Source organism: Psychrobacter sp. MES7-P7E, assembly GCF_002863645.1.
Classification (GTDB): domain Bacteria; phylum Pseudomonadota; class Gammaproteobacteria; order Pseudomonadales; family Moraxellaceae; genus Psychrobacter.
The window spans coordinates 52132-75352 of sequence record NZ_PJBU01000070.1; the positions used below are offsets into that span (position 1 = coordinate 52132).

At 44.2% G+C, this 23221-nt stretch carries 17 protein-coding genes; 11 read left to right on the forward strand and 6 right to left on the reverse strand.

The annotated features are described in order from the left end of the window. Positions 1–366 precede the first annotated feature (366 nt). Both CXF62_RS02185 and CXF62_RS02190 read left to right on the forward strand, forming a co-directional pair. Positions 367–2688 carry a TonB-dependent receptor gene (locus CXF62_RS02185; RefSeq protein WP_102092719.1) on the forward strand — a complete coding sequence of 774 codons (2322 nt, stop codon included), beginning with the start codon at positions 367–369 and terminating at the stop codon, positions 2686–2688. A gap of 147 nt (positions 2689–2835) precedes the next feature. Further along, the gene (locus CXF62_RS02190) at positions 2836–4554 is read left to right on the forward strand and encodes a multidrug ABC transporter permease/ATP-binding protein (RefSeq protein WP_371547383.1); all 1719 of its coding nucleotides are present in this window, start codon (positions 2836–2838) and stop codon (positions 4552–4554) included. A gap of 169 nt (positions 4555–4723) precedes the next feature. Here CXF62_RS02190 and CXF62_RS02195 read toward each other — a convergent pair whose 3' ends face one another. Next, the gene (locus CXF62_RS02195; RefSeq protein ID WP_102092721.1) at positions 4724–6229 is read right to left on the reverse strand and encodes a PepSY-associated TM helix domain-containing protein; all 1506 of its coding nucleotides are present in this window, start codon (positions 6227–6229) and stop codon (positions 4724–4726) included. Positions 6230–6677: 448 nt separating this feature from the next. On the opposite strand from CXF62_RS02195, the gene CXF62_RS02200 reads away from it, so the two are divergent. Both CXF62_RS02200 and CXF62_RS02205 read left to right on the forward strand, forming a co-directional pair. Then, on the forward strand, positions 6678–8858 hold the full coding sequence (locus CXF62_RS02200; RefSeq protein ID WP_101204487.1) for a TonB-dependent siderophore receptor: 2181 nt from the start codon (positions 6678–6680) through the stop codon (positions 8856–8858). A gap of 66 nt (positions 8859–8924) precedes the next feature. After that, complete coding sequence (locus CXF62_RS02205) at positions 8925–9671, forward strand: siderophore-interacting protein (RefSeq protein WP_102092722.1); 747 nt, start codon at positions 8925–8927, stop codon at positions 9669–9671. A 67-nt stretch (positions 9672–9738) separates the two neighbouring features. Here CXF62_RS02205 and CXF62_RS02210 read toward each other — a convergent pair whose 3' ends face one another. The 4 genes from CXF62_RS02210 to hppD all read right to left on the reverse strand — a co-directional run bounded on the left by CXF62_RS02210 (position 9739) and on the right by hppD (position 13936). Beyond that, positions 9739–11148 (reverse strand): Na+/H+ antiporter NhaC family protein, encoded by a 1410-nt coding sequence (locus tag CXF62_RS02210; RefSeq protein WP_102092723.1) that lies wholly within the window; start codon positions 11146–11148, stop codon positions 9739–9741. Between the two features lie 103 nt (positions 11149–11251). After that, positions 11252–11593, reverse strand: coding sequence for a 4a-hydroxytetrahydrobiopterin dehydratase (locus tag CXF62_RS02215; protein WP_102092724.1), 342 nt, complete (start codon positions 11591–11593; stop codon positions 11252–11254). 162 nt (positions 11594–11755) lie between these two features. Beyond that, positions 11756–12703 (reverse strand): phenylalanine 4-monooxygenase, encoded by a 948-nt coding sequence (gene phhA / locus CXF62_RS02220; RefSeq protein WP_102092725.1) that lies wholly within the window; start codon positions 12701–12703, stop codon positions 11756–11758. A gap of 132 nt (positions 12704–12835) precedes the next feature. Then, positions 12836–13936, reverse strand: a complete 1101-nt coding sequence (gene hppD, locus CXF62_RS02225) for a 4-hydroxyphenylpyruvate dioxygenase (protein ID WP_102092726.1) — start codon at positions 13934–13936, stop codon at positions 12836–12838. Between the two features lie 178 nt (positions 13937–14114). On the opposite strand from hppD, the gene CXF62_RS02230 reads away from it, so the two are divergent. From CXF62_RS02230 to CXF62_RS02250, 5 genes are all read left to right on the forward strand, one after another. Continuing rightward, positions 14115–15062 (forward strand): LysR family transcriptional regulator, encoded by a 948-nt coding sequence (locus tag CXF62_RS02230; RefSeq protein WP_102092745.1) that lies wholly within the window; start codon positions 14115–14117, stop codon positions 15060–15062. A 157-nt stretch (positions 15063–15219) separates the two neighbouring features. Continuing rightward, positions 15220–16416 (forward strand): amino acid aminotransferase, encoded by a 1197-nt coding sequence (locus tag CXF62_RS02235; protein WP_102092727.1) that lies wholly within the window; start codon positions 15220–15222, stop codon positions 16414–16416. Between the two features lie 296 nt (positions 16417–16712). After that, positions 16713–18014 carry a fumarylacetoacetase gene (fahA, locus tag CXF62_RS02240; RefSeq protein ID WP_102092728.1) on the forward strand — a complete coding sequence of 434 codons (1302 nt, stop codon included), beginning with the start codon at positions 16713–16715 and terminating at the stop codon, positions 18012–18014. Positions 18015–18160: 146 nt separating this feature from the next. Further along, the gene (locus CXF62_RS02245; protein WP_101204479.1) at positions 18161–18736 is read left to right on the forward strand and encodes a VOC family protein; all 576 of its coding nucleotides are present in this window, start codon (positions 18161–18163) and stop codon (positions 18734–18736) included. 137 nt (positions 18737–18873) lie between these two features. After that, complete coding sequence (locus CXF62_RS02250; protein ID WP_102092729.1) at positions 18874–19926, forward strand: TRAP transporter substrate-binding protein; 1053 nt, start codon at positions 18874–18876, stop codon at positions 19924–19926. Positions 19927–19971: 45 nt separating this feature from the next. Here CXF62_RS02250 and CXF62_RS02255 read toward each other — a convergent pair whose 3' ends face one another. Further along, positions 19972–20829 carry an IclR family transcriptional regulator gene (locus CXF62_RS02255; protein WP_101204477.1) on the reverse strand — a complete coding sequence of 286 codons (858 nt, stop codon included), beginning with the start codon at positions 20827–20829 and terminating at the stop codon, positions 19972–19974. Between the two features lie 161 nt (positions 20830–20990). Here CXF62_RS02255 and maiA point away from each other — a divergent pair, with 161 nt between their 5' ends. Together maiA and CXF62_RS02265 are read left to right on the forward strand one after the other, a co-directional pair. Then, positions 20991–21641, forward strand: coding sequence for a maleylacetoacetate isomerase (gene maiA, locus CXF62_RS02260; protein ID WP_197707685.1), 651 nt, complete (start codon positions 20991–20993; stop codon positions 21639–21641). 360 nt (positions 21642–22001) lie between these two features. Then, positions 22002–23180: an acyl-CoA dehydrogenase family protein gene (locus CXF62_RS02265; protein ID WP_102092731.1), complete on the forward strand. Its 1179-nt coding sequence runs from the start codon at positions 22002–22004 to the stop codon at positions 23178–23180. Positions 23181–23221 lie beyond the last annotated feature (41 nt).

The window sequence follows — 23221 nt, forward strand, 5'->3', positions numbered from 1 at the left end:
ATTATATAAATCAGTCAATTCCGTTTGACTGCATCTCTGGTAAGCGATACCAACGTACTCCATACCAGTGATAATACAATAGCATACATTGGTACATTAGCTGGCTCAAATGAACGAAGCGCTCAAATAGACTGCTTATAAAAGGTAAACCAAACGCTGATTAACACTCCCTTTTTGGTTCAAAACAAACCTAACTTCGCTCAGTATAAAAATACTGTCCTAGTTGCAGGCTATCCTATTATCGAAACATAAAGCGATCTCTCTAATTTACTCAAATATGATATAGTAGAAATAGGTTCAGCAAACCATTGTAATAATAATGATTATCATTATAATAAGCATTTAACTTACATGCTGGAAATATTCATGCAACTATCTCGCTTATCTGCTGCGTTATTTAATCTTTCGAATGTATCTGGTTCTTCTCTACGATTAGCATCTATACCCTCGCGATTGGTATCGACGAAATCACCCTCTCTAAAGACACTATACTCAACCTGTCTATCTACTTCTGTCATCGTATTAGCAACGAGTCAATCGGCATGGGCACAGGTAGATGATGTAGATGCTCAAACCACTCCTAACGTGGTACTTGATACTATCGTCGTAACCAGTAGCGCTGATGCTTCAGCAGATGGACTACCAAGCGCCTATGAAGGTGGCCAAGTTGCGACCGGCAGCCGCGTCGGAATCTTGGGTAACCAAGACATCATGGATACGCCGTTCTCTACCACCTCATACACCAATGAATATATCGCCAATCAGCAAGCGCAAAGTGTAGGCGATCTACTCAAAAAGGATCCTACTGTTCGTGTAGCAAGAGGTTTTGGTAACTTTCAAGAAGCCTATTTCATGCGTGGCTTTATCACCACATCAGATGACACCATGTACAACGGTCTATATGGCATCTTACCAAGACAGTACATTGCAACTGAATTGTTCGAGCGCGTCGAGGTTCAGCGCGGTGCCTCAGCAATGTTGAATGGTGCGGCACCGAGTGGCGGTAACGCAGGTGGTACAATCAATTTGCTACCGAAACGTGCTGGTAATGAGCCACTACGTGAAGTGACGCTTGGTTATGGTCAAGGTGACCAAGGCAAAGTCGCAGTAGATGTTAGTGATCGCTTCGGTGCTGATGACGCTATTGGGATTCGCTTTAATGCTGCTTATCAAGATGGAGACAGCGCAATAGATGATGAGTCTTCGACCTTGGGTCTGGCGGCGCTCGGTTTGGATTATAGAGCGGATCAGTATCGCCTATCGGCCGATTTGGGCTGGCAAGACAATAAGCTGTCAGAGACTCGTCCTAGTGTCAATCTTGGTGGGGTGTCTAGTGTACCAAATGCTCCAGACGGCTCAAAAAATTGGGCGCAACCTTGGACCTACTCCGATGAAGAGGATGTCTTTGGTACCATTCGAGGAGAATATGATTTTACTGATAACATTACCGCTTATGGTGCTTACGGTGTGCGAAGTGGCGAGGAAGAAAACTCACTAGCCACTTTAACTGTCAACAACGTTGATGGTGCGGGCACGATTTATCGCTTTGATAATTCCAGAAAAGATTTAGTACAAAGTGCCGAGCTCGGTCTGCGTGGTAAATGGCAAACGGGTGAAGTGGCTCATAATTGGGTACTAGCAGCTGATCTCTATGACCAAGAAGAAAAAGGTGCATTCGCGTATGATTTTGGTAATCAACTCGCGACCAATTTGTACCACCCTACCGACTACGCTGAGGTCCCTTTTACAAGCACAGCAATCTTCGGTGGTAATTTAAATGACCCAAAATTAACCAACAAAAAGCAGTTTCAAAGCTTTGCGCTAGCAGACACCATATCACTGTTCAACGATAAGCTAAAAACTACGGTAGGCGTACGTCATCAAAATATCAAAACAACCAGCTATGACTATAATACCCAAGCCAAAACAGCTAGCTATGATGAAAGCGCATGGACACCAAGCGTCGGTATCATTTATCAGCCAACGATGGACTGGTCTGTATATGGTAATTATATCGAAAGTCTAGCACCAGGAAAAAGAGCGCCTCTAACTAACGATAATGACGCTGTCACTAATGGTGGTCAAAATCTAGATCCGTACGTGAGTGAGCAAACTGAACTGGGTGTGAAATACGACAATGGTATGATTGGCAGTAGTCTCGCTGTCTTCCGAACTGATGAACCGCGTGCTTATATCAACAACTCAAATACGTTTACTGCTGCTGGAGAAAATCGTCATCAAGGTGTGGAGTTGACTGTCTTTGGTAGCCCAAGTGAAAACATGCGCCTCAATGCTGGTGTTACTTACTTAAGTGCTAAGCAAAAAGACACTGGTGATAGTGCATTAGATGGTAATCGAGTGATTGGTGTGCCTACCTTACAGAGCAATGTCAACCTAGAGTATGATTTAGCCGCCGTTGAAGGACTGACATTGACGGGTGATATTATCCACACAGGCTCTCGTTATTCGGATAATGCCAATACCTTAAAGGTTGATGGTTATACTACCTTAGACCTTGGTGCACGCTATCGCACTATGTTGGCAGGACAAGACGTTACTCTAAAAGGCATGGTAACCAATGTCACAGGTGAAGACTACTGGCAGTCAGTAGGCGGTTATTCAGATGCAGGCTATCTAAATGCAGGTGAACCAACGGCCTTAAAAGTATCGGCAACGTTCGACTTTTAAGCTTTATTAGTAGGCTTTCTTAGGTTTTATAAAAGGGATTAGGCGCGACCTACTCCCTTTTCTGCTATCAAAAATTTATTCTATTACTGAGTTACTATGTCCTCTCATACCACAGCGTCCTCTCGCATGACTGCTTCTTTATACCATATGATTTGGGCGAATTATCGTCTGCCTTTTCTCAAAGTCATTTTGCTAAATTTGGTCAATGCCGCTGTCAGCGTGGGTATTATTGCCTATATCAACCACACCTTTATCAGTCAGCCAGTATTCGATACCTTATCTTGGTTAAGTTTGGCGCAGTTTTCACTGCTGGTGTTGTTACTGCTATTGACGACTTTTTTGTCGCAATATGCATTGACGCGACTGGGGCATCGATTTGTCTATGAGCTTAGAACAAAACTGGTCAAACAAATCATCGATACTACCGTTCCTCAGATAGATCATTTGGGTAGCGCACGCCTACTTGCCAGCTTGTCTTCAGACATTCAATCGATTACCGTTGCTTTCGTCCGTATGCCAGAGCTAGTACAGGGTGTTATCCTATCTGCTGGTGTTGGATTGTATTTGGGTTGGTTATCGCTGCCATTATTATTTATTGTCCTGTCTTGGATTGTGATGACGATTTGGATAAGCACCCTCTTGGTCAAGCATGTTTATACCCATTTGACCGAATTAAGAGAGATTAATGACGCGTTATATCAGGATTATCAGTCGATAATAGAAGGTCGTAAAGAGCTGGCACTTAACCAACACCGAGCAGAAAAACTGTATACAGATGATTTCTTGGCCCATGCCAAATCGTACGAGAAGACCGTGACTAAGTCTGATACTTTTCATTTATCAGCGGTGAACTGGTCCAATATTATGATGTTTGCATCGATTGGTATCGTGTTTGCAATGGCCAATTATCTCGATATTCCGATGGGGGTTGCCACTACTTTTTCTTTGACGATTTTGTTTATGCAGTCGCCGCTCCTACATGCGGTTGGCGCTTACCCAACATTGCAGACCGCTCAAGTTGCGCTAGAAAAGATACAGTCTTTAGAATTGGCCGAGCATCAGCCGAGCTTTGCGACAGACACGGTTGCACAGGACTGGCAGTCCATAACTTTGAATAATATCAATTATCGCTATGTAGGCAGTAGTAATAGTAGTCATGCACCAGACACAGCGGTTAATGATAATGCTCAAAATAGCGATAACAGTGATAACAATCAGAACCCTTCCAATAACATCTTAAAGTCCGTCAATTTAACCTTGCAACGAGGTGACGTGGTTTTCTTAATCGGTGCGAATGGTAGCGGCAAATCTACCCTTGCCAAAATCATTACTGGTATCTTTACTCCTACTACAGGAACGGTACAAGTCGATGGACAAAGCGTTAATTCAGAGAACAACGCCGATTTTAGACAGCTGTTTTCTGCGATTTTTAGCGACCAACATCTATTTAAACAGCTGATTGGATATGAGGGTAATGATCCTGATGAGGCCCTAGTATCTGACTGGCTACATAAGCTCAATCTACAAGAAAAAGTAAGTGTGTCTGACCATAAACTCTCTACAGATAAGTTGTCGCAAGGTCAGCGCAAACGCTTGGCTATGCTAATCGCTGTCGCCGAACAAAAAGACATATTACTGCTCGATGAGTGGGCAGCCGACCAAGACCCTGCCTTTCGCCGCGTGTTTTACCAAACGCTCATTCCTGAGCTAAAAGCCATGGGTAAGACACTGTTTATTATTAGTCATGATGACGGTTATTTTGAGCATGCTGATCGATTATTACTGATGAAAGAAGGCCGTCTCATTGAGCTAAATGCCGAAGAGCGACAGCGTGCCAGCAAAGATGCCATTGCTATGCTCAAGTAAGCAATACTTTAACTACTAGCATGAACCGATTTATTTCAATCCCATAAAACGTTTGATCAACTTTAAGCTAAATAGCAGTTAATCTGAGTATTTTTTAAGCAAAAAAAGGAGCGCCTTACTGTAAGGCGCTCTTTTACTATATAAGGAACAACGATATCTTACCGTTCGCTTATTTTAACCGTTTCTGCAAAAACCCAACTCGAGAAATCACCAAGAAGTCTAATAGCGCGATAGCTATAATCGCGATAATAGCAGTCGGGAAGATGATAGCCACAACTAATAATGGAATAGCAAGCGGCCACCAGACGGAAACATTTAAGCCGCGAGCTGGTGGGTTTAATCCCGCGCTATTGCTTTCCTGACGAGGGCGACGCTGCCACCACATGATATAGCCACTGACACAAATAACGATTACCGCTAGGCAAAATAGTACATTAGCCAGTACGCTCCACCATCCGAGCGTACCCATATGCAGCGCGATACCAGCCGCCATGAATTTACCAAACGCATTATAGTCATCAAAATGAATATCAGCTAAGGCATTACCCGAATAACGGTCGATATGTACCGTACGATCTGCTATCGGACTTTTCATATCATAGCTCATTGAGTCTTGGCTAATGGTCCAGACGCCTGTACTACCTTGTGGTAGGTTCAATTGATAACGCCCTACAAAACCGATTTCACGAGCGTAGCGATCCACCGTATCAATCATAATGGGTATATTGGCGGCGATACCATCTTTGCCCTTGGTCGTACCTGATAAAGGCATTGGCGTCAGCTCAAGTACCCAAGGAACTTCTTTGTTGTCGCCAGAGTTTAGAGCACTGCCATGTGTGGGTGCATCAGTATGCGCTTCTGACGCTGCCGCACCATGTACATGCGGCGCTGGTGTAGACTCTTGCATGGCAGCATGTTGGCTGTGGTCAATTGATACGGGAACAGGTGCAACGCCCCACTTACCTGCAGGAAACTGGCTCCATGCCTGCACCACTCTCTCACCCCATACACCTGCCCATGCCATACCTGATATACAGAAAAACAGTAGCAGCACAGATATCCAACTGCCCAATGTCGCATGAATCGTACGGATAAAAGAGCGTTTTTTCTTATTGGCTGCCCTTTCATTAGGTATCAGCATCGCTTTGATGGATTTACGTTTTTGCCACCACAGATACCAACCAGACAAAATCATCAAAATAGTCAATGATGCCGCCGTTTCTAACAGATAATCACCGACTTTACCAATCAGCAAATCACTGTGAATATCGTTAAACGTACTATAAAGACCGCTACTGGTAGGCGCACTTTGGACGATATCAGCCGTATAGGGATTGACTGCCACCATATTGCTTTGATCATCTGATTTTATCTGAAATAAAGCCACTGTATCGGTATCACGAGGAGCGATATATTTAACCAGTGTGCTATCAGGCAAGGTGCTCAGCGCGTTCTTTGCTTGAGTAGAAACAGGTGATTGAACTGTAGGCTCTGGCACGACAACCGTTAAGCGGTCGTTGTCACGTCCTACTGTGTTGGACATAAACAGCATACCGAGCGCCGTTATCGCTAAGACAATTAAAAAGGGAGCAACAAAAATACCTGTATAAAAATGCCAACGCCACACTGTGAAATAGCGTTGGTTGTTGGAGGATTGGTTGGAGGGTGTGTCCATAAATGTGACCTTAAACAATCTTTGGTTGCTCAATAAACAACGTAAACCTATCGATAATAGTAATACATCTGCTTGCAAGACCAATTTTAAAGAGTCTCGAAACGAGCTAGAATAAAGCCGTACAGTGACGTCGATACAGCGATGTAAAAGTTCTACTGTAAATAATTGTATTCAGAATGCTGCTGCATAATACGAGAAAAGCCTGACAAAAACCATCGTTTAAAATACATCGGTCAAAACAGTAAGTCTGCGTGGCTCTATTCGCAATACTGCTTCATTTGCCATACTGCGCCTCTACCTTTTTAAGTTCTGCAAATACTTCTCAAAACTGTCTCGTTGTAATTTTTTAATGATAATAATTATCATTAGTGTTATTATTAGCGTCGTTGTAAATTTGTTTTAACTGTCACAAATAACATTTAATCATTTTAGTCCAAGAGGAAATCTGATGCGGTCTCATCTAACCACTAACGTCATTCGCAAAAAATATCTCACCACAGCAGTACAAATTGGCCTGATCATGGGTATGAGTCACGCCGCTTACGCTGTAGAGCCGACAAACAACACTGAAAACGATGAGGCTGCTACACCATCAGCCACCTTGGATGCTATCACCGTCTACTCAGATGGCTATCGTAGTACTGGCACCAAAACTGCATTGGACCCAAACGACGCACCAATGAGCTATACCAGAATCGATCAAGACCTGTTGCAAAAGCGTCAGGCAGACAGCGTCAATGCTGCATTACGTTATGAGCCAGGCGTAAGCTCTGAAAGCCGCGGTACGGTATCTGTCTTTGATGAGTACAATATCCGCGGATTTAAAACCTATTCAAACTTTTATGACGGACTAAGACTGCCCTACGATGGCGCTTGGAACCTAATGCCACAAGTCGATGTCTATGCGACTGAAGCGGTCGAAGTCGTGAAAGGACCCGCCTCTTCCCTTTATGGCTATGCAGCACCCGGCGGTATGGTGAATCAAATAGCCAAAGCCCCTAAGAGCACTCCAGAAAATGAAGTACAGCTACGACTTGGCAATCAAAACCTAAAAGAAGTGGCCGTCGATAGTACAGGGCCTATCACAGACACCTTAAACTATCGCCTAGTCGCGCTAAAACGCCAAAAAGATGGTCAAATGCAAACCACAGAAGAAGAGCGATTGCTGATTAATCCGTCCCTTGAATGGCAGGCAACTGATGATGTCTCGGTACTTGCCAATCTGTTTTATCAAGATGATCCAGAGATGGTACCATCTACCCCATTGCCTGCTGTCGGCACTGTCTACAAGGCAAGCTATGGCAAGCTCGACAGTGATGCCTATGCAGGCGATGAATGGAATAAATTTAGTAAAGAAGTATTTATGCCAAGCGTTACTGTGAACTGGGATATCAATGACCAGTTAACTTTTAAACATATCATGCGCTATACCGATGCCGAGGCGCAACAACGCAATATGTATAACAGTGGAGGGTTTGTAGAGGGCAGTGACACGATTCTCAATCGCGTGGCTTATACTACGGATGAGAGCATGAATAACTGGACCACGGACAACCAGCTTGCCTATAAATTCAATACAGCTAACACCTCACACAATCTACTGTTCGGTGTTGAGTATCAAGAGACAGATAGCAGCGCGACTTACTATGATGCTGGCGCAGATGGCACGCCAAACCTTGATTTATCTAATCCAGATTATTCACAAATCAATGCTGATACTCTGCCATTAGATGCTTATCGTCAAGAGGAAGATATCGAACAAAGTCAGCTTGGTTTTTATGTACAAGATGAAATGAAGTGGAAAGACTGGACGGTAGTGGCAGGCTTACGTCACGATGATTTTGACAGTATCACTGATCAAACCAAAGCCACTGGAGGCGTCATCTATAGCGATAAGAAAATTGATAATGATGCATCAGAAACCAGTGGACGTTTCGCTGCCATTTATGACTTTGGTAATGGTTTCTCCCCTTATGCCAGCTACTCGCAGTCGTTCCAGCCTGTGGTCGGTAGTAACTTTATTACCAATGAACCATTTAAGCCAACCACTGCCGATCAACTAGAAGCTGGGGTGAAGTACTTGTCAAAAGATCGTGCCACTCAAGGAACGCTTGCCGTATTTGATATCACACAAAAAAACGTCGTAGTAGCGGATGAAATCAACTACAGAAGCCAAACGCAAACTGGTGAAATTGAATCAAAAGGCTTTGAGATATCAGGCAGTCGTATGCTCAATGATTGGGTAGATCTCGCTGCAAGCTATAGCTATACCGATGCTGAGATCACAGAAGATGAGTTCAATCCTGATGTAGTCGGTAACACCCCTGCCCAAACTGCTAAACACAAAGCCACGCTATGGGCAGACTACTATGCTACGGACAAACTCACTCTTAATGCTGGCATTCGCTACGAAGACGGCATGCAGATTGACAAGCAAAACTCTGATGACTTACCCAGTGTGACGCTGGTAGATGTCGGCGGCAGCTATCAAATAAACCCAATGCTCGCGGTGGGCGCTAGTATCAACAATCTGTTCGATAAGACCTATGTTGGTGCTTGTTACGACATCAATAACTGCTGGATGGGACCTGAACGTCAAATGTCCGTCAGCCTAAAAGCCAATTTTTAATAAATACTACAGACAGCGGGTTGGTTCTATTAGTAAGCTAACCCGTTGTTAGAAGGAAAGCACAATATGGCAAAACCTACTCCAAGAGTACTAGAAGTTATTGGCACTAGATACATTACGCCAAATATGTGCCGTGTCACGCTTGGCGGTGCTGACATGGTTGATTTTCCTATCGATCAAGAAAGTGCTTATATCAAACTGATGTTCCCTCAAGATGCAGATAGTCGCCCACTGATGCGTACTTATACGGTGAGCGTGCAACGTGATGACGCAATAGATGTTGATTTTGCTTTACATGAGACGGAAGGACCTGCATCGGCATGGGCACGAAATGCGCAAGTCGGCGATCAAATTCTGATAGGTGGTCCAGGGCCAAAAAAGCTCATTAACGATGAAGCAGATTGGTTTTTATTAGTCGGTGATATGACCGCGCTACCAGCGATTACGGTCAACTTAGCCCAGTTGCCTACTGAGGCTCATGGTTACGCAGTACTTGAATTGACGACTGAGGCAGATCGTCAGACGCTCAAAAAACCAGAGAACGTCGAGATACATTGGGTGATTAATGCGCATCCAAATGCAGACGATAGCCCTTTACTGGACTGTGTTAAATCATTGAACTGGCTCGATGGTCAACCTGCCGTTTGGGCTGCGTGTGAATTTCATAGTATGCGCGCACTGCGCCAGTACTTCAAAGTTGAGTGCGCAATACCAAAGACGCATTTATATGTTTCTAGCTACTGGAAAGTCGATAGCACAGAAGATCAGCATAAAATCGTCAAAAGTCAGGATGCGCAAACGGAAGATCAGTAAATACGTATTTCAAAGCAAAAAAGGAGGGGCTAAGATTAGCCCCTCCTTTTTTATAGCCTACTGTTTATCACAATTCAGCGGTCTTCATATTACCTTCTTTAACCCGACTAATCGTCACCCCAGTGAACCCGAATAGTAGCGTCAATAGCAATGACAAATAACAGAAGAACGCATAAGGCAAGTAGTCTAATACCGGCACCCCTAGCGCCTGACTGATAAACACCCCGCACACACTCCAAGGCACCAATGGATTAATCACCGTCCCCGCATCCTCAATCGTCCGAGACAAATTCTTTGGATGTAATTGTAGACGCTCAAACGTCGACCGAAATGCCGTACCTGATAATAGAATACTCAAGTACTGCTCACCGATTAGCACGTTAATGCTTAGTGCCGACATCGCTGCCGCAAATATCGCTCGTCCTGATGTTGTCAATGTGTCTTTAATACCAGATAGCAGTGCAGGCAGAATCCCCAGTGCCGTCAATAGACCACCTAAGCTTAATGCCAGTATCACAATCGCCTGCGTAAAGAACATACTCTGTACACCGCCGCGCGACAGCATACCACCTACCTCACCTAGCTCTAATGACTCAGCAGGGGCATAGCCTGCAAACAGATAACCACCCAATTGTCCAAAGCTTGGTGAACTGTGTACATAAGTAATGATAAGTGCCACTGCTATAGTACAGATAATCGTATAAATCGCATTAACCCGAAACAGTGCCAATCCGACTAATACCACAAAGGGTAATACCGAATACCCATGTACCAACCCACTGTCTATCAGTTGTCCTTGCAATATAGTCACTTGACTCAGATCAGCACTGGTCGTCTGTCCTGAGAACATCCAAAACAGTATCACCGTCAGTATCCACGCAGGGACTGTCGTATACATCATATTACGAATGTGCTCAAACAGATCGATACCAACGACAGAGGACGCAATCGTACAAGTATCAGACAATGGCGACATCTTATCACCGAAGAACGCGCCTGATACTACCGCTCCTGCTGCTATCGCCACATTGGCATCAAAGGCATTACTCATCCCAATAAAGGCCACACCCAAGGTAGCTGCAGTCGTCAAACTACTGCCCAAGGCAATACCAATAATGGACGTCAAGATAAAGGCAGAGATATAGTAGTACTCAGGTGAGATAAGCTGAAAACCTACATACATCAGTGTAGGAATCGCCCCTGACATCATCAAAGCCGCAACCATCAGTCCAATAAAGAAGAATAGGTAGATGGCACCGATACCACGCATGACACCTGAGGCCATTTGCGCTTGCATGTCATCAAAGCTGAGTCCTTTATATATACCAATAGCCAGTAGTACACAGATGGCCAATATAAGAGACAAATGCGGCACCCAGCCAAAGCCGATCATGGTGATACCCATGATACCGATGACGATGGCGGATATGATAAAGGCGAGCTTGGCACTGATTAATGTGAGGGGTTTTGGTGGCATGACACATCCTTAAAATGCCAGTAAATACTGGCACTAAATTGGGTTTGATTTTAATTTTAATGGTAGAAGTACGGTTAAAGTGATTTGCTAATGAAGCAACTTATTACTTACCCAGTAAGTCATCGGTCTTAGCTGCCATGACAAAATCATTGCGATGCAAACCCTTGATACTATGCGACCACCAAGTGACCGTAGCCTTACCCCACTCTACCAATATACCCGGATGATGTCCTTCTGCTTCAGCGATTTCTGCCAGTTGATTGGCAAATGCCATTGCTGAGACGAAGTTTTTAAATTTGTACTGACGCTGCAATTGCTGAATACCATCCACCTCAATTAGTGACCAATCAGGAATTTGCGGTAATAATTCTTTTGCTTCGGCTTCATCGACTTTCGGTGCGCCAATGCGGCAAGCTTCGCAGCTGTTTTGTGATAACGCTGTCATAATAAAATCCTTTTATAGTGGCTGTTTTCGATGTCAGTTTTTAATGGTTGTTTTGATAGCTAGTTTCTAATACTCGTACGTTCATGTTGATATAGCTGTATTGCTATCTCAATACTTTGTACTGAAGTGATGATTTTCACGTTTAATTTTGAATTGACGTTTTTAACGAGTTTTTTCTGGATAGGTCGGTTCAAATAGTCCAAGCGACATAGCTTTTTTGACCGTACCCATAATGTCACTATTGACTATATCAAATAAGGTATCTAATTCATCAATGACATAGTAGATCGGCTGTATCTGATCAATACGATAAGGCGTACGCAACACATCAAGCAAATCAAACGCTCGATGTTCAGGTTGCGGTTTAGGCTGATGCTGTGTTGTATATTGAAGGTTTGATTGCTCTTGTGCTGTATGATCAAGTGCGTAGATCGTTTCAGAAGGTGAGCTCAATATACCGCCGCCATAGATTCTACGATTTTCTACGCGACTGCCGACCAATCCAAACTCAATAGTGAACCAATACAGTCGTGCTAAAAACCAGCGTTCTTCTTTGGTCGCACTCAAACCAAGCTTGCCATACGTCTCATTAAAAGCCGCAAACGCAGGATGGGTCAATAGCGGACAATGCCCAACGATTTCATGGAAAATATCAGGCTCTTCAATATAGTCCATATCATCGAATCGACGAATAAAGGTCGCCACAGGAAAGGACTTATTGGCCAGCAATTTAAAAAATTTACCAAAGCTGATTAATGCAGGGACAGCGGCGGTCTGCCAACCTGTGGTCGCTTGTAATACCTCATCGATATCATGCAGCTGCGGGATATGCGTCGTCGGTAAATTTAACTTAGTCAAACCTTCTAGATATGCAGTACACGCACGATTGGGCGTTTGCTCTGCTTGACGCGCCAATAATGCTTGCCACATTGCGTTTTCATCATCAGTATAATGAATATGACCGTTTGCATCAGGTTGATGGGAGATGTAAGGCTGTTTTTTATCGGTCGCATTGTGATGAGTAGATTCATCGTTGCCCTGCTGATTGGCTACAGAGCTATTGGCACCGATGGCTATATTAGGAGAATCTATCTGTGAGAGGCGTTCCATGCCTGTGTTCCTTTTATCGCAATGAGAGCATTATCTTTGCAGTCGTGCTGTTAGGTAATGCACTTATTAAGGACAATACAAAGTCCTTTTGTCTTGTCCATTTGTTAGATGTGGTTTAGGCATTAAATGGTTTTATAGCGTTTCAGTCTCTGGCTGACCGACCGTGCCGCGACGTACTTGGTCGCGCTCTATCGATTCAAACAATGCTTTAAAGTTACCTTCACCAAAACCGTCTGCGTAATCGCCTTTACGCTGAATGAACTCAAAGAACACTGGGCTACCCAAAATGGTTTCAGAGAAAATCTGTAGTAGCAGACGCGGTGCACCGCCTTCTGTCGTGCCATCTAATAAGATACCGCGCATCTGCAATTCAGCCACATTTTCACCATGGTTCGGTAAGCGCTCGCTCAGCATTTCATAATAAGCGGCATTTGGTGCAGTCATCAACGGCATACCAGCCGCTTTTAGCTTATCGATACTGGCAAACAAGTCATCACTGGCCAGAGCAATGTGCTGAATACCTTCACCATTAAAGTGCATTAGGTACTCTTCGATCTGTCCACCGCCTTGCTTGGCTTCTTCATTCAATGGAATACGGATTTTGCCATCAGGTGCTGTCATGGCTTTACTGGTCAATCCTGTATACTCACCCTTAATATCAAAGAAACGGATTTCACGGAAATTAAAGATGCGCTCATAGAACTTTGCCCAGTACGCCATGCGCCCACGATAGACGTTGTGCGTTAAATGGTCGATGACTTTGAAGCCATAGCCGACAGGGTTTCTATCGATATCCGCAAAGAACTCAAAGTCGACATCATAGATAGATTCGCCATCTTTATAACGGTCAATCAAATAGATTAATGAGCCGCCAATGCCTTTGATAGCAGGCAACCTAAGCTCCATCACCCCAGTTGGCACGTCTACTGGCTGTGCGCCCATTTCAACCGCACGCTCATACGCTTTTTTGGCATCTTTTACCCGAAAGCCCATGCTACAAGCACCTGCGCCATGCTCTTCAACGAAGTAACTGGCTTGGCTTTTTGGCTCGCGGTTTAGGATAAGGTTGATATCACCTTGGCGATATAGCGCAACGTCTTTCGAACGGTGATTGGCGACATGGGCAAAACCAAGCTGCTTAAACAATGCGTCGACTGCATCAGGCTGCGGAGAGGCGAACTCGACAAAATCAAATCCATTTAGTCCCATTGGGTTGTCAAATAAATCTGCCATTGTAATTATCCTTAATTTCAATTGGTAATAGAAAATCGATGAGTAGTAAAAGTCGATTAATAGTAAAAGTCCATAAAACGATTGATAATCAATCTTTATTGTTGACGTTGTATTTATATTAGATTAGCTTTATTTATAAGACTAATTGTTTTTTATGATTTATTTATCAGGTTTACTTATGAATATCAGCATTCGCCAATTGATCGCCTTTATCAAAGTCGCTGACAACGGCAGTTTTACTCGTGCCAGCGAACAGATGTATTTGACTCAATCTGCTGTCAGCGGATTGATTAAAGAATTAGAATCTGGCCTCGGTATCGTGCTGTTTGATCGTACCACTCGTCAGTTGTCTTTGTCAGCAGTCGGACGGCATCTACTCCCACAAGCGCGGCGGATCTTGAACGAGATGCAGCTATTTGAAAATGAAGCGAGTAGCTTGACCAGCTTAGCCCAAGGTCAGGTGCGCTTGGCTGTTTCTCAGTTCGCGGCGTCCTCCCTACCTGCAGTCATCGCCCAGTTCGCCAAAGAATATCCAAATATCGGCGTTTCACTATTGGACTGTTCAGCAGAGAATTTGCTCAAGCATATTCAGGATATCGAAGTCGATTTAGGGGTGGGTACTGAGCTTGGTTTTATAGAAACTGAAGATGATATCAGGGCTGACTTGTTATATCAGCTACCATTTTGTGTGGTTATGCCAGACAGCCATCCGTTAGCAAAAAGAGACGAAATTACTTGGCAAGATTTATTAGAAACGCCGCTGATTACCTTACAAGGTCCGTTCCTTGAGCAAGTAACCGCAGAGCTCGATGATTCTATCTCCGCTCACGTTCAACAGGCCCGCTACAAGGTGAACTTTATGTCCACCGCGCTTGAGATGACGCGCCAAGGTTTTGGCATTACCTTATGCCTACCCTACATGCCTGAGGTGATTGACTGGGTCAGTGCGAATGGTCTACTGATGCGCCCGCTCACACAACCGGTCAAAATGCGGCAGTTCTTTATCTATCAGCGTGCCTCACGGGCGCTGTCTCCGGCGACGATTGCCTTTAAACAGTTTCTGCAAACGTATTTTGCGACTCATTATAACGACCTACATCACTCTGAATCATCGTCTACCAAATGATGTATATCGGCTCAAATGCGCTTGATAGATGGATAAACAATCTATTTGGCTATTTATTTTATTAATTGCCTCATATAACTCACTCTCGTGTTGAGTTCAGCCGCGATTTGCTCTATGATTTTCGGCTGCTCGATTTATATTTTTATAAGGAAATGGCATGTTTGAACGTATCGATTATTACGCTGGTGATCCAATTTTAGGTCTTATGGAAAAATACTCAGCAGATAGCAATCCTAACAAGGTCAATTTAGGCATTGGTATTTATTATGATAAGAATGGCGTATTGCCTGTACTCGACTGTGTAAAAACAGCCGAAGAGCGTATTGCTGATCCTATCGCACCGCGTCCATACCTGCCAATGGCAGGCCTACCAGGCCACCGCAAAGGCTGTCAGGAATTACTATTTGGTAAAGACGCTCAGATTTTAAAAGACGGCTTGGTCGCTACTATCGCCACCATCGGTGGTTCTGGCGCGCTAAAAGTTGGTGCTGAATTTATTCATGACTGGTTCCCACAAGCTAAGTGCTATGTGAGCGATCCGACATGGGGCAACCATATTGCTATCTTTGAAGGCTCTGATGTAGAAGTCGGTAAATACCCGTACTACGACAAAGCCAACAGCAGCATCAAATTTGATGAAATGATTGCGTTTTTTGAGACATTAAACAAAAATGACGTTATTTTGCTACACCCATGCTGCCATAACCCAACCGGTATGGATTTGACTCAAGCGCAATGGGACACTGTACTCAACGTCGTGAAGGCGCGTGAGCTGATTCCATTCATGGACATCGCTTATCAAGGGTTTGGCGAAGACATGGACAGCGACGCTTACGCTATTCGTAAAGCAGTTGAGATGGGCCTCCCATTGTTTGTTAGCAACTCATTCTCTAAAAACTTGTCGCTATACGGCGAGCGCGTCGGCGGCCTATCAGTCGTCTGCCCAACCGTAGACGAAACCGAGCGCGTATTCGGTCAGCTAAACGCAACCGTACGCCGTATCTACTCAAGCCCGCCGTCACATGGTGGACGTGTGGTCGATATTGTCATGAATGATGAAGCACTACATGAGCAGTGGGTTGGCGAAGTTTATGCGATGCGCGACCGTATCAAAGCCATGCGCCTAAAGCTAAAATCAGTATTAGAGGCCAAAATCCCTAACCGTAACTTTGACTACATTACTCGTCAAAACGGTATGTTTAGCTTCACAGGTCTCACACCTGAGCAAGTTGAGCGCCTACAAAGCGAGTTTGGTGTTTATATGGTCTCTAACTCACGTATGTGTGTGGCTGGCCTGAACACCAGTAACATCGACTATGTAGCAAATGCCATGGCAGATGTCCTAAAAGACTGATTGAGCCAACTTACTTAATAGGTTACTTGATATGTAACTTGACAAAATATAGACGTGAATAGAAGAGGCTGAGCGATTGCTCGGCCTTTTTTTGTGCATGGCATTTAATCAAAACCATCTAGTCAGAACCGTTTAGCTAAAACCCTTTAGTCAAACAACGGCAACAACTTTTCAAAGCAGCCTTTTCACAAAAGACGTTGCAGAAAAAACTTGCAATCCATATATCAATAAATTACATTATACGTAAGTGATTAATTATAACGTAATTCGTAATTTATATTAGCAAGGAGCAAATCATGTCAACGACTGACAGCACCCTCACCTCTTTTATTGATATCGCTGCTGACTCTGACTTTTCTATTCACAATCTCCCTTATGGCATCTTTAGTGAAACCAAAGACGCTGCTAGTGATAGCAAGCGCCGTGCAGGCGTTGCCATCGGTGAGCATGTACTGGATCTATCTGTACTCGAAGCCGAAGGATTATTAAGTTTGAACGGTGGTCCGTATTTTGACCAGTCCACTCTAAATGCTTTTATTGATTCTGGTCGAGACAATTGGACGCAAGCACGTACGACGATTCAGACACTGCTGTCTAGCGACAATGACACCCTACGTGACAATGCAGACTTACAGAACAAAGTCCTGTTTAAGCAAGCAGACGTCACCATGCATTTGCCAGTGCAAGTACCGGGCTTTACCGATTTTTACTCATCGAAAGAGCACGCGACCAACGTCGGCACCATGTTCCGCGATCCAAACAACGCCCTGCTACCTAATTGGACCGAAATGCCTGTCGGCTATAACGGACGCGCCAGCACCGTCATCGTCAGTGGAACTGATATCGTGCGTCCATCCGGTCAGCTAAAGCCTAGCCCTGACGACCGCCCTATCTTCTCTGCCTGTAAGCGCTTGGATTTTGAGCTAGAGACCGCATTTGTCGTTGGTAAAGGCAATCATATCGGTCAGCCAATCGCCGTAGATGATGCCGCTGATCATATTTTTGGCATGGTGTTGCTCAATGACTGGTCAGCACGAGATATCCAAAAATGGGAATACGTGCCTTTAGGTCCATTTAATGCTAAGACCTTTGCCTCCGAGGTTTCTCCTTGGATTGTCACCATGGATGCGTTGGCTCCGTTCAAAACAGCTTGTCCAACACAAGAACCCAAGCCACTCGCTTATTTAAATGAAAAATCGAGCGACAACAGCTTTGACATCAATCTATCGGTTGAATTACTACCTAAAAATGCGGAAACAGCGACCATCATTTGTGAGACCAACTTCAAATACATGTATTGGTCAATGGCACAGCAGCTTACCCACCACACCATCACTGGCTGCAAAGTTGAAGTCGGTGACATGATGGGTTCAGGCACGATTTCAGGACCAACGCCTGATTCTTATGGCTCGATGCTAGAGATTGCTTGGAATGCTACCAAACCAGTCACGCTTGAAGGTGGCGAAACACGCAGCTTTATCGAAGATGGTGACACAGTCATTATGAAAGGCTATAGCGAAAAAGACGGCATCCGTGTTGGCTTTGGTGAAGTACGCGGCAAGGTATTACCAGCACTGAGCTTTGATTTTGATAAATAGTATTTAAGAAATAACATAGATAGAGAAATAGCAAAATAGGCGTGAAAACTCTCATGCAGGCTGATAGGAAGACAAATGCATTCACCTACTCATCGTTATGTGAATACAGCCAAATGAGTGACGCGCCTTATCAAAAGGAGTTTGATATGAGCTTTCAAATTGAGAAAATCCATCATGTGGCTTATCGCTGCAAAGATGCCAAAGAAACCGTCGAATGGTATAAAAAGAATCTAAATATGGATTTTATTCTGGCATTCGCAGAAGATCATGTGCCTTCGACCAAAGCCTTTGACCCTTATATGCACGTCTTTTTGGACGCTGGTAATGGAAATGTCTTAGCGTTTTTTGAAGTACCCAATCAACCTGAGATGGGCTTTGATCCTAATACCCCAAGCTGGGTGCAGCATTTGGCGCTAAAGGTTAAGGACCGTGACGAGCTTATTGTTGCCAAAGAGCATTTAGAAAATGCAGGCATTGATGTCATTGGCGTGACCAATCACGGTATATTCCACTCGATTTACTTCTTTGATCCCAACGGTCATCGTCTAGAGCTGACCTATGACGATCCAACTTCAGAAGACAAAGTATCGATGATTACAGATGCCATTAAGCAAGACATGTTAGATGAATGGTCTCGTACCAAACGCGCACCAGCACACACGCAGTTTTTGCATAGTGATGAGTTGGCTGAAGCACGCGAGGCTGCTCCTGTCGGCGAGTAACTCTCCTGTCATTCTGTTTACTACCTTTTTACATGATCAGTTAATCATCACTTTAATCATAGAAGTGCTAATTGACGACATACCCTAGGTATCAATAAATAGCGAACCCTATCTAACCATCATGAAAGGATTCTATGATGAAAATAAGAACCCCTCTAGGAATACTCTTAGCCGCCTCAATTTCGATAACTGGCTGCTCCAATAACGACCAAGCAGCAGGCGCGTCTACAGATGCAGGTAAAGTGACAACGTTGCGGTTCTCGCATTTCATGACTGCCACTGACAATATAAATACCGAAGCGTTAGAGCCATGGGCAAAGAAAATTGAAGCAGATTCAAAAGGTCGCTTAAAGATTGAGATCTACCCTTCTGCAACGCTCAGCAAACCAGGTGCTACCTATGACGCTACGGCGAAAGGTAGTGTGGATATTGGTATGCAAGCGCAAGGATATACAGCAGGACGTTTTCCTTTAACGCAAATTGTAGAGTTGCCAGGTATCACAAATACCGCACAGCAGCAGAGCTGTATACTTCATAAGCTATATGATGATGGTGTCATTAAAGATGAGTATGAAGACACGCATTTGCTCGCTTTGATAGGGACTGGACAAGGCGCGCTTCATACGGTTGATAAGCCGATTCGCACGCCAGCTGATATGAAAGGTCTCCGTATTCGCCAACCTTCTGCGGTTGCTAGCCACATTATCGAAGCCACTGGTGCTGCACCTGTTGGCATGCCTGCCAGTGATACCTATACCTCTCTGCAGCGCGGTGTCATTGACGGGCTCAGCTTTACTTGGCAACCCATTCAAGCGTTTCGCCTTGATGAGCTGATCAATACGCACACCAACATTCCTTTTTATAATTCCACCTTTGTGATTAGCATGAACAAAGAGAAATACAACAGCTTGCCTGATGACCTCAAAAAAGTGATTGATGATAATTCTGGCGCAGAGCTGGCAGCGCATATCTCTAAAGTATTTGACGTCAGCAATGCCAAAGCAATGGCCGCTGCCAAAGAAAAAGGCGATATTATGATTGATATTCCTGATCCACTCAACGACCCAGATTGGAGAGGCCCATTAATGGAGGGCTCTCAGCATTACCTAGATGAAGTAAATGCAACTGGTCTAGACGCTGATAACGTATACGAAAAAGCAAAAGCGGCCAGTAGCGCCTGTATGGTTTAAAGGATGAATTGAAGGCACGCCCTAGCTTATAGCACCACATACTGACTAGGCAATTTGATAACGCTGTGCTATCGCCAGTATTTGCTTAACCACGTTATGTTGCTCGCTCATCGGTAACTGCTCTGTTGTTCCAATGATAGTGATAGCATATTCTAGCGGTAAATCTTCACTATCAGTTTTTTCACTACTCGTGGATGGTTTAGTAGCACTATTGGCAAGCTGTGGCAATATAACAGGAATCGTAATGGCGTTAATCCCCATAAGCATATCGCCCGTCACTGTCGCATAGCCTTGAGTACGAATTTTGGCCTGTAGCTGGGTAAAGTGCTGCCACTTCTCGGCCATATCTGCGGCGGTATTACTCGTATGCCATTCAGCTGTGACCAATGGCTGAATGACGGCATCAGGTTGATAACTGGCAAATAACTGCCCTGTGGCCGATGTCGTCAGAGGCATACGTGAGCCGATGCGAGTAATGATACTAATCGGACTGTCTGGCTCAACGGACTGAATAATAATAGGGCCTTCGCTAAACCATTTGGCAATTTGCACACCGCAATTTAAGGTGTCTTTGATTTCATCAGCCACTTGCGTGAGACGTGCCAAAAGATTGTTTTGGTTGAGTCCAGTATGTCCTAGTGATGCCAATGCATTGACTCTATCGCCAAGCCCATAGCGCCCATCATCAAGCTTACGCGCGTAGTTTTTGCGGATGAGGCTGACCAAGTAACGATGGGATTTTGCTGGATGCATTTGCATGGCTTCAGCGATATCTTTTAACATCATAGGCTCATTGCGGTCGATCAGCACATCGAGTATCGACAGCCCAATCTCAAGCGACTGAACCCCACTTTGGTTTTTACTGCTGATAGAACTGTCTACAAGGGTTTTGTCTGCTGGCATGATTTGCTCGATTCTGGTGTGCTTGGTTATTTTTAATGATGGTTTGCTTGTTAGTGGTTTGTTCAATAAGGGTTTACCCGATCAAATATCACTAAGATACAGCCCCTACTTCATAATATTTATCTTTATAAAAACACATCAATATAAGGACATGAATCATGATGACACTTTATGGCTACTTTCGTAGTAGCACGTCTTACCGTACTCGTATCGCTATGAACCTAAAAGGCTTAGATTACGATGATATCACGATCAATCTGGCACAGGATGAACAGTTAGAATATGCTTTCAAAGCGATTAATCCGCAAGGACTGGTGCCTGTCCTACAGACTGACGATTTACTATTATATCAAAGTCCAGCTATCTTGGAGTGGTTAGAAGAGGTCTACCCTGAGCATCCATTATTACCTAACGATGCTGCTGGGCGTATGCAGGTACGCGCGCTGAGCGCCATGATTGGTTGCGACATCCACCCAATTAATAATCGCCGCATTTTACAGTACCTACGCAATGAGCTGTCAGTAGACGAGAAAGATGTGATTGCATGGTGCAATCGCTGGATCAGTGAAGGTTTTGCCGCTTTAGAGACACGTTTGGCAGCGGATAACAATCGCGGACAGTTCTGCTATGGGGACAGTCCTACTCTCGCAGATTGTTATTTGATTCCGCAAGTCTCTTCTGCTCGCCGCTTCAAAGTAGATTTGAGCGCTTATCCCAATATCGTCGCCATTGATACTCATTGCCGTACACTAAAGGCATTTGCAGATGCCGATCCTATGATGCAACCTGATGCGCCGAAGCGTGAAGCGTGAAGCGTGAAGCGTGAAGCCTAATTTAAGACAGTTTTTATAGGATACCTATCTTTATAGAATATTTATCTTCTCAGCCAAATATTAAGTGACTTAAAATTAACACTTAATATTTGGTCTAGCTTTATTCTTCACACCTTCATATTTTCGCAGCTTAATCTCTAACTTTATCGCTTAACTTTGCCTCATTGATTACTATTTATTCAATTTTTACAATATAATTTTTAATATATTCATATTAACGGTTGTATGGTGGGCAGCTGTTGGTTATTCTTTATATAAGCATTTGTCATCTCTCAAATTTGTACTTTATCAGCTATAGAAAAAAGTACTGTCTTATTCATCACAATAAGGTTGAACAATATGAATGATATATCCTCAGCAAAGATAACCACCCTACCATCGGATGCAGCAAACAAGATTTATGCATCAGCAATCATGTTCAGAGATGAAACAGAAAGCGCTAGAAAAATTGCACCCGTGGTGGCCAATAAACTTTCAGAATTTGCATTATTTAGAATGGGGCTGCCTAAATCGTTAGGAGGATGGGCAGGCAATCCAGTAGAAACGCTAAAAACTTATGAGACGTTGGCCAGTGCTGAGGCCTCCGTTGCTTGGATCGTTTGGAACAACCATTTGGCCTGTACATTCGGTCGATTTTTGGACGAGTCCAGTATGAAAGAAGTATATAGCGACCCCTCTCATATTTATGCCAATTCCGCACGGCCTGAAGGCGTGGCACAAACAGTAGATAATGGATATAGGGTATCAGGACAATGGACACTCGTCTCTGGATGCCAATTGGCTGACTGGTTTGTGCTCCGTTGTCTCGTTATCTCCGAAGGCTCTCCTACGACCCTTGGCCCAGGTGCAAACTTAAAGCTATTTTTTATTCCCAAGAAAGATGTAAAAATCATTGATACGTGGGATGTGGGCGGCCTAAATGGCACAGGTAGCCACGATATCGTTGTTAAAGACGCTTTTGTCAAAGAGGCTTATGCAGTTGACTTTGATAGTCCTGTGGCTGTCGATACTGCCTACAGTCGACTGCCTATTGGTTGTATCAATGCTGCTGGCTGTGCAGCTATGGCGCTAGGCGTATTAAAAGCCGCTATGGATGACTTAGTTGATATGTGCCTTGAGAGAGTAACGCCTGGTAAGAGTCCAGATCTACGCGACCGTGCAACGGTACAAGCTACCATTGCTAAGAGCAAAACAATACTGGCATCAAAACGCGCCCAACTGCATCATAGTGTCGAGGTACTATGGGAAGAGGCACAGCAGCAGAACACCTTTACTGATATACAGCTTGCAGATGTATGGGCAGCGTCTTGTGAAGGCGCAAGAGAAGCTCGTGACATGGTATCTGAAATTTACGCAGTCGCAGGCACAGCCTCCCTATATAAAAAGCATAAGATAGAAAGGGCGCATAGAGATATTCATGCGATTTTGCAGCATGGCATTATTCAACCTCACTGGATGAATCAAGCAGGTATGGCCTATGTTGGACTGAAACCGAATGGTGCAATGTTCAGAATATAGAAGCCCTTAATTATAAATAATAAGCGCTTGTGAGACACAAT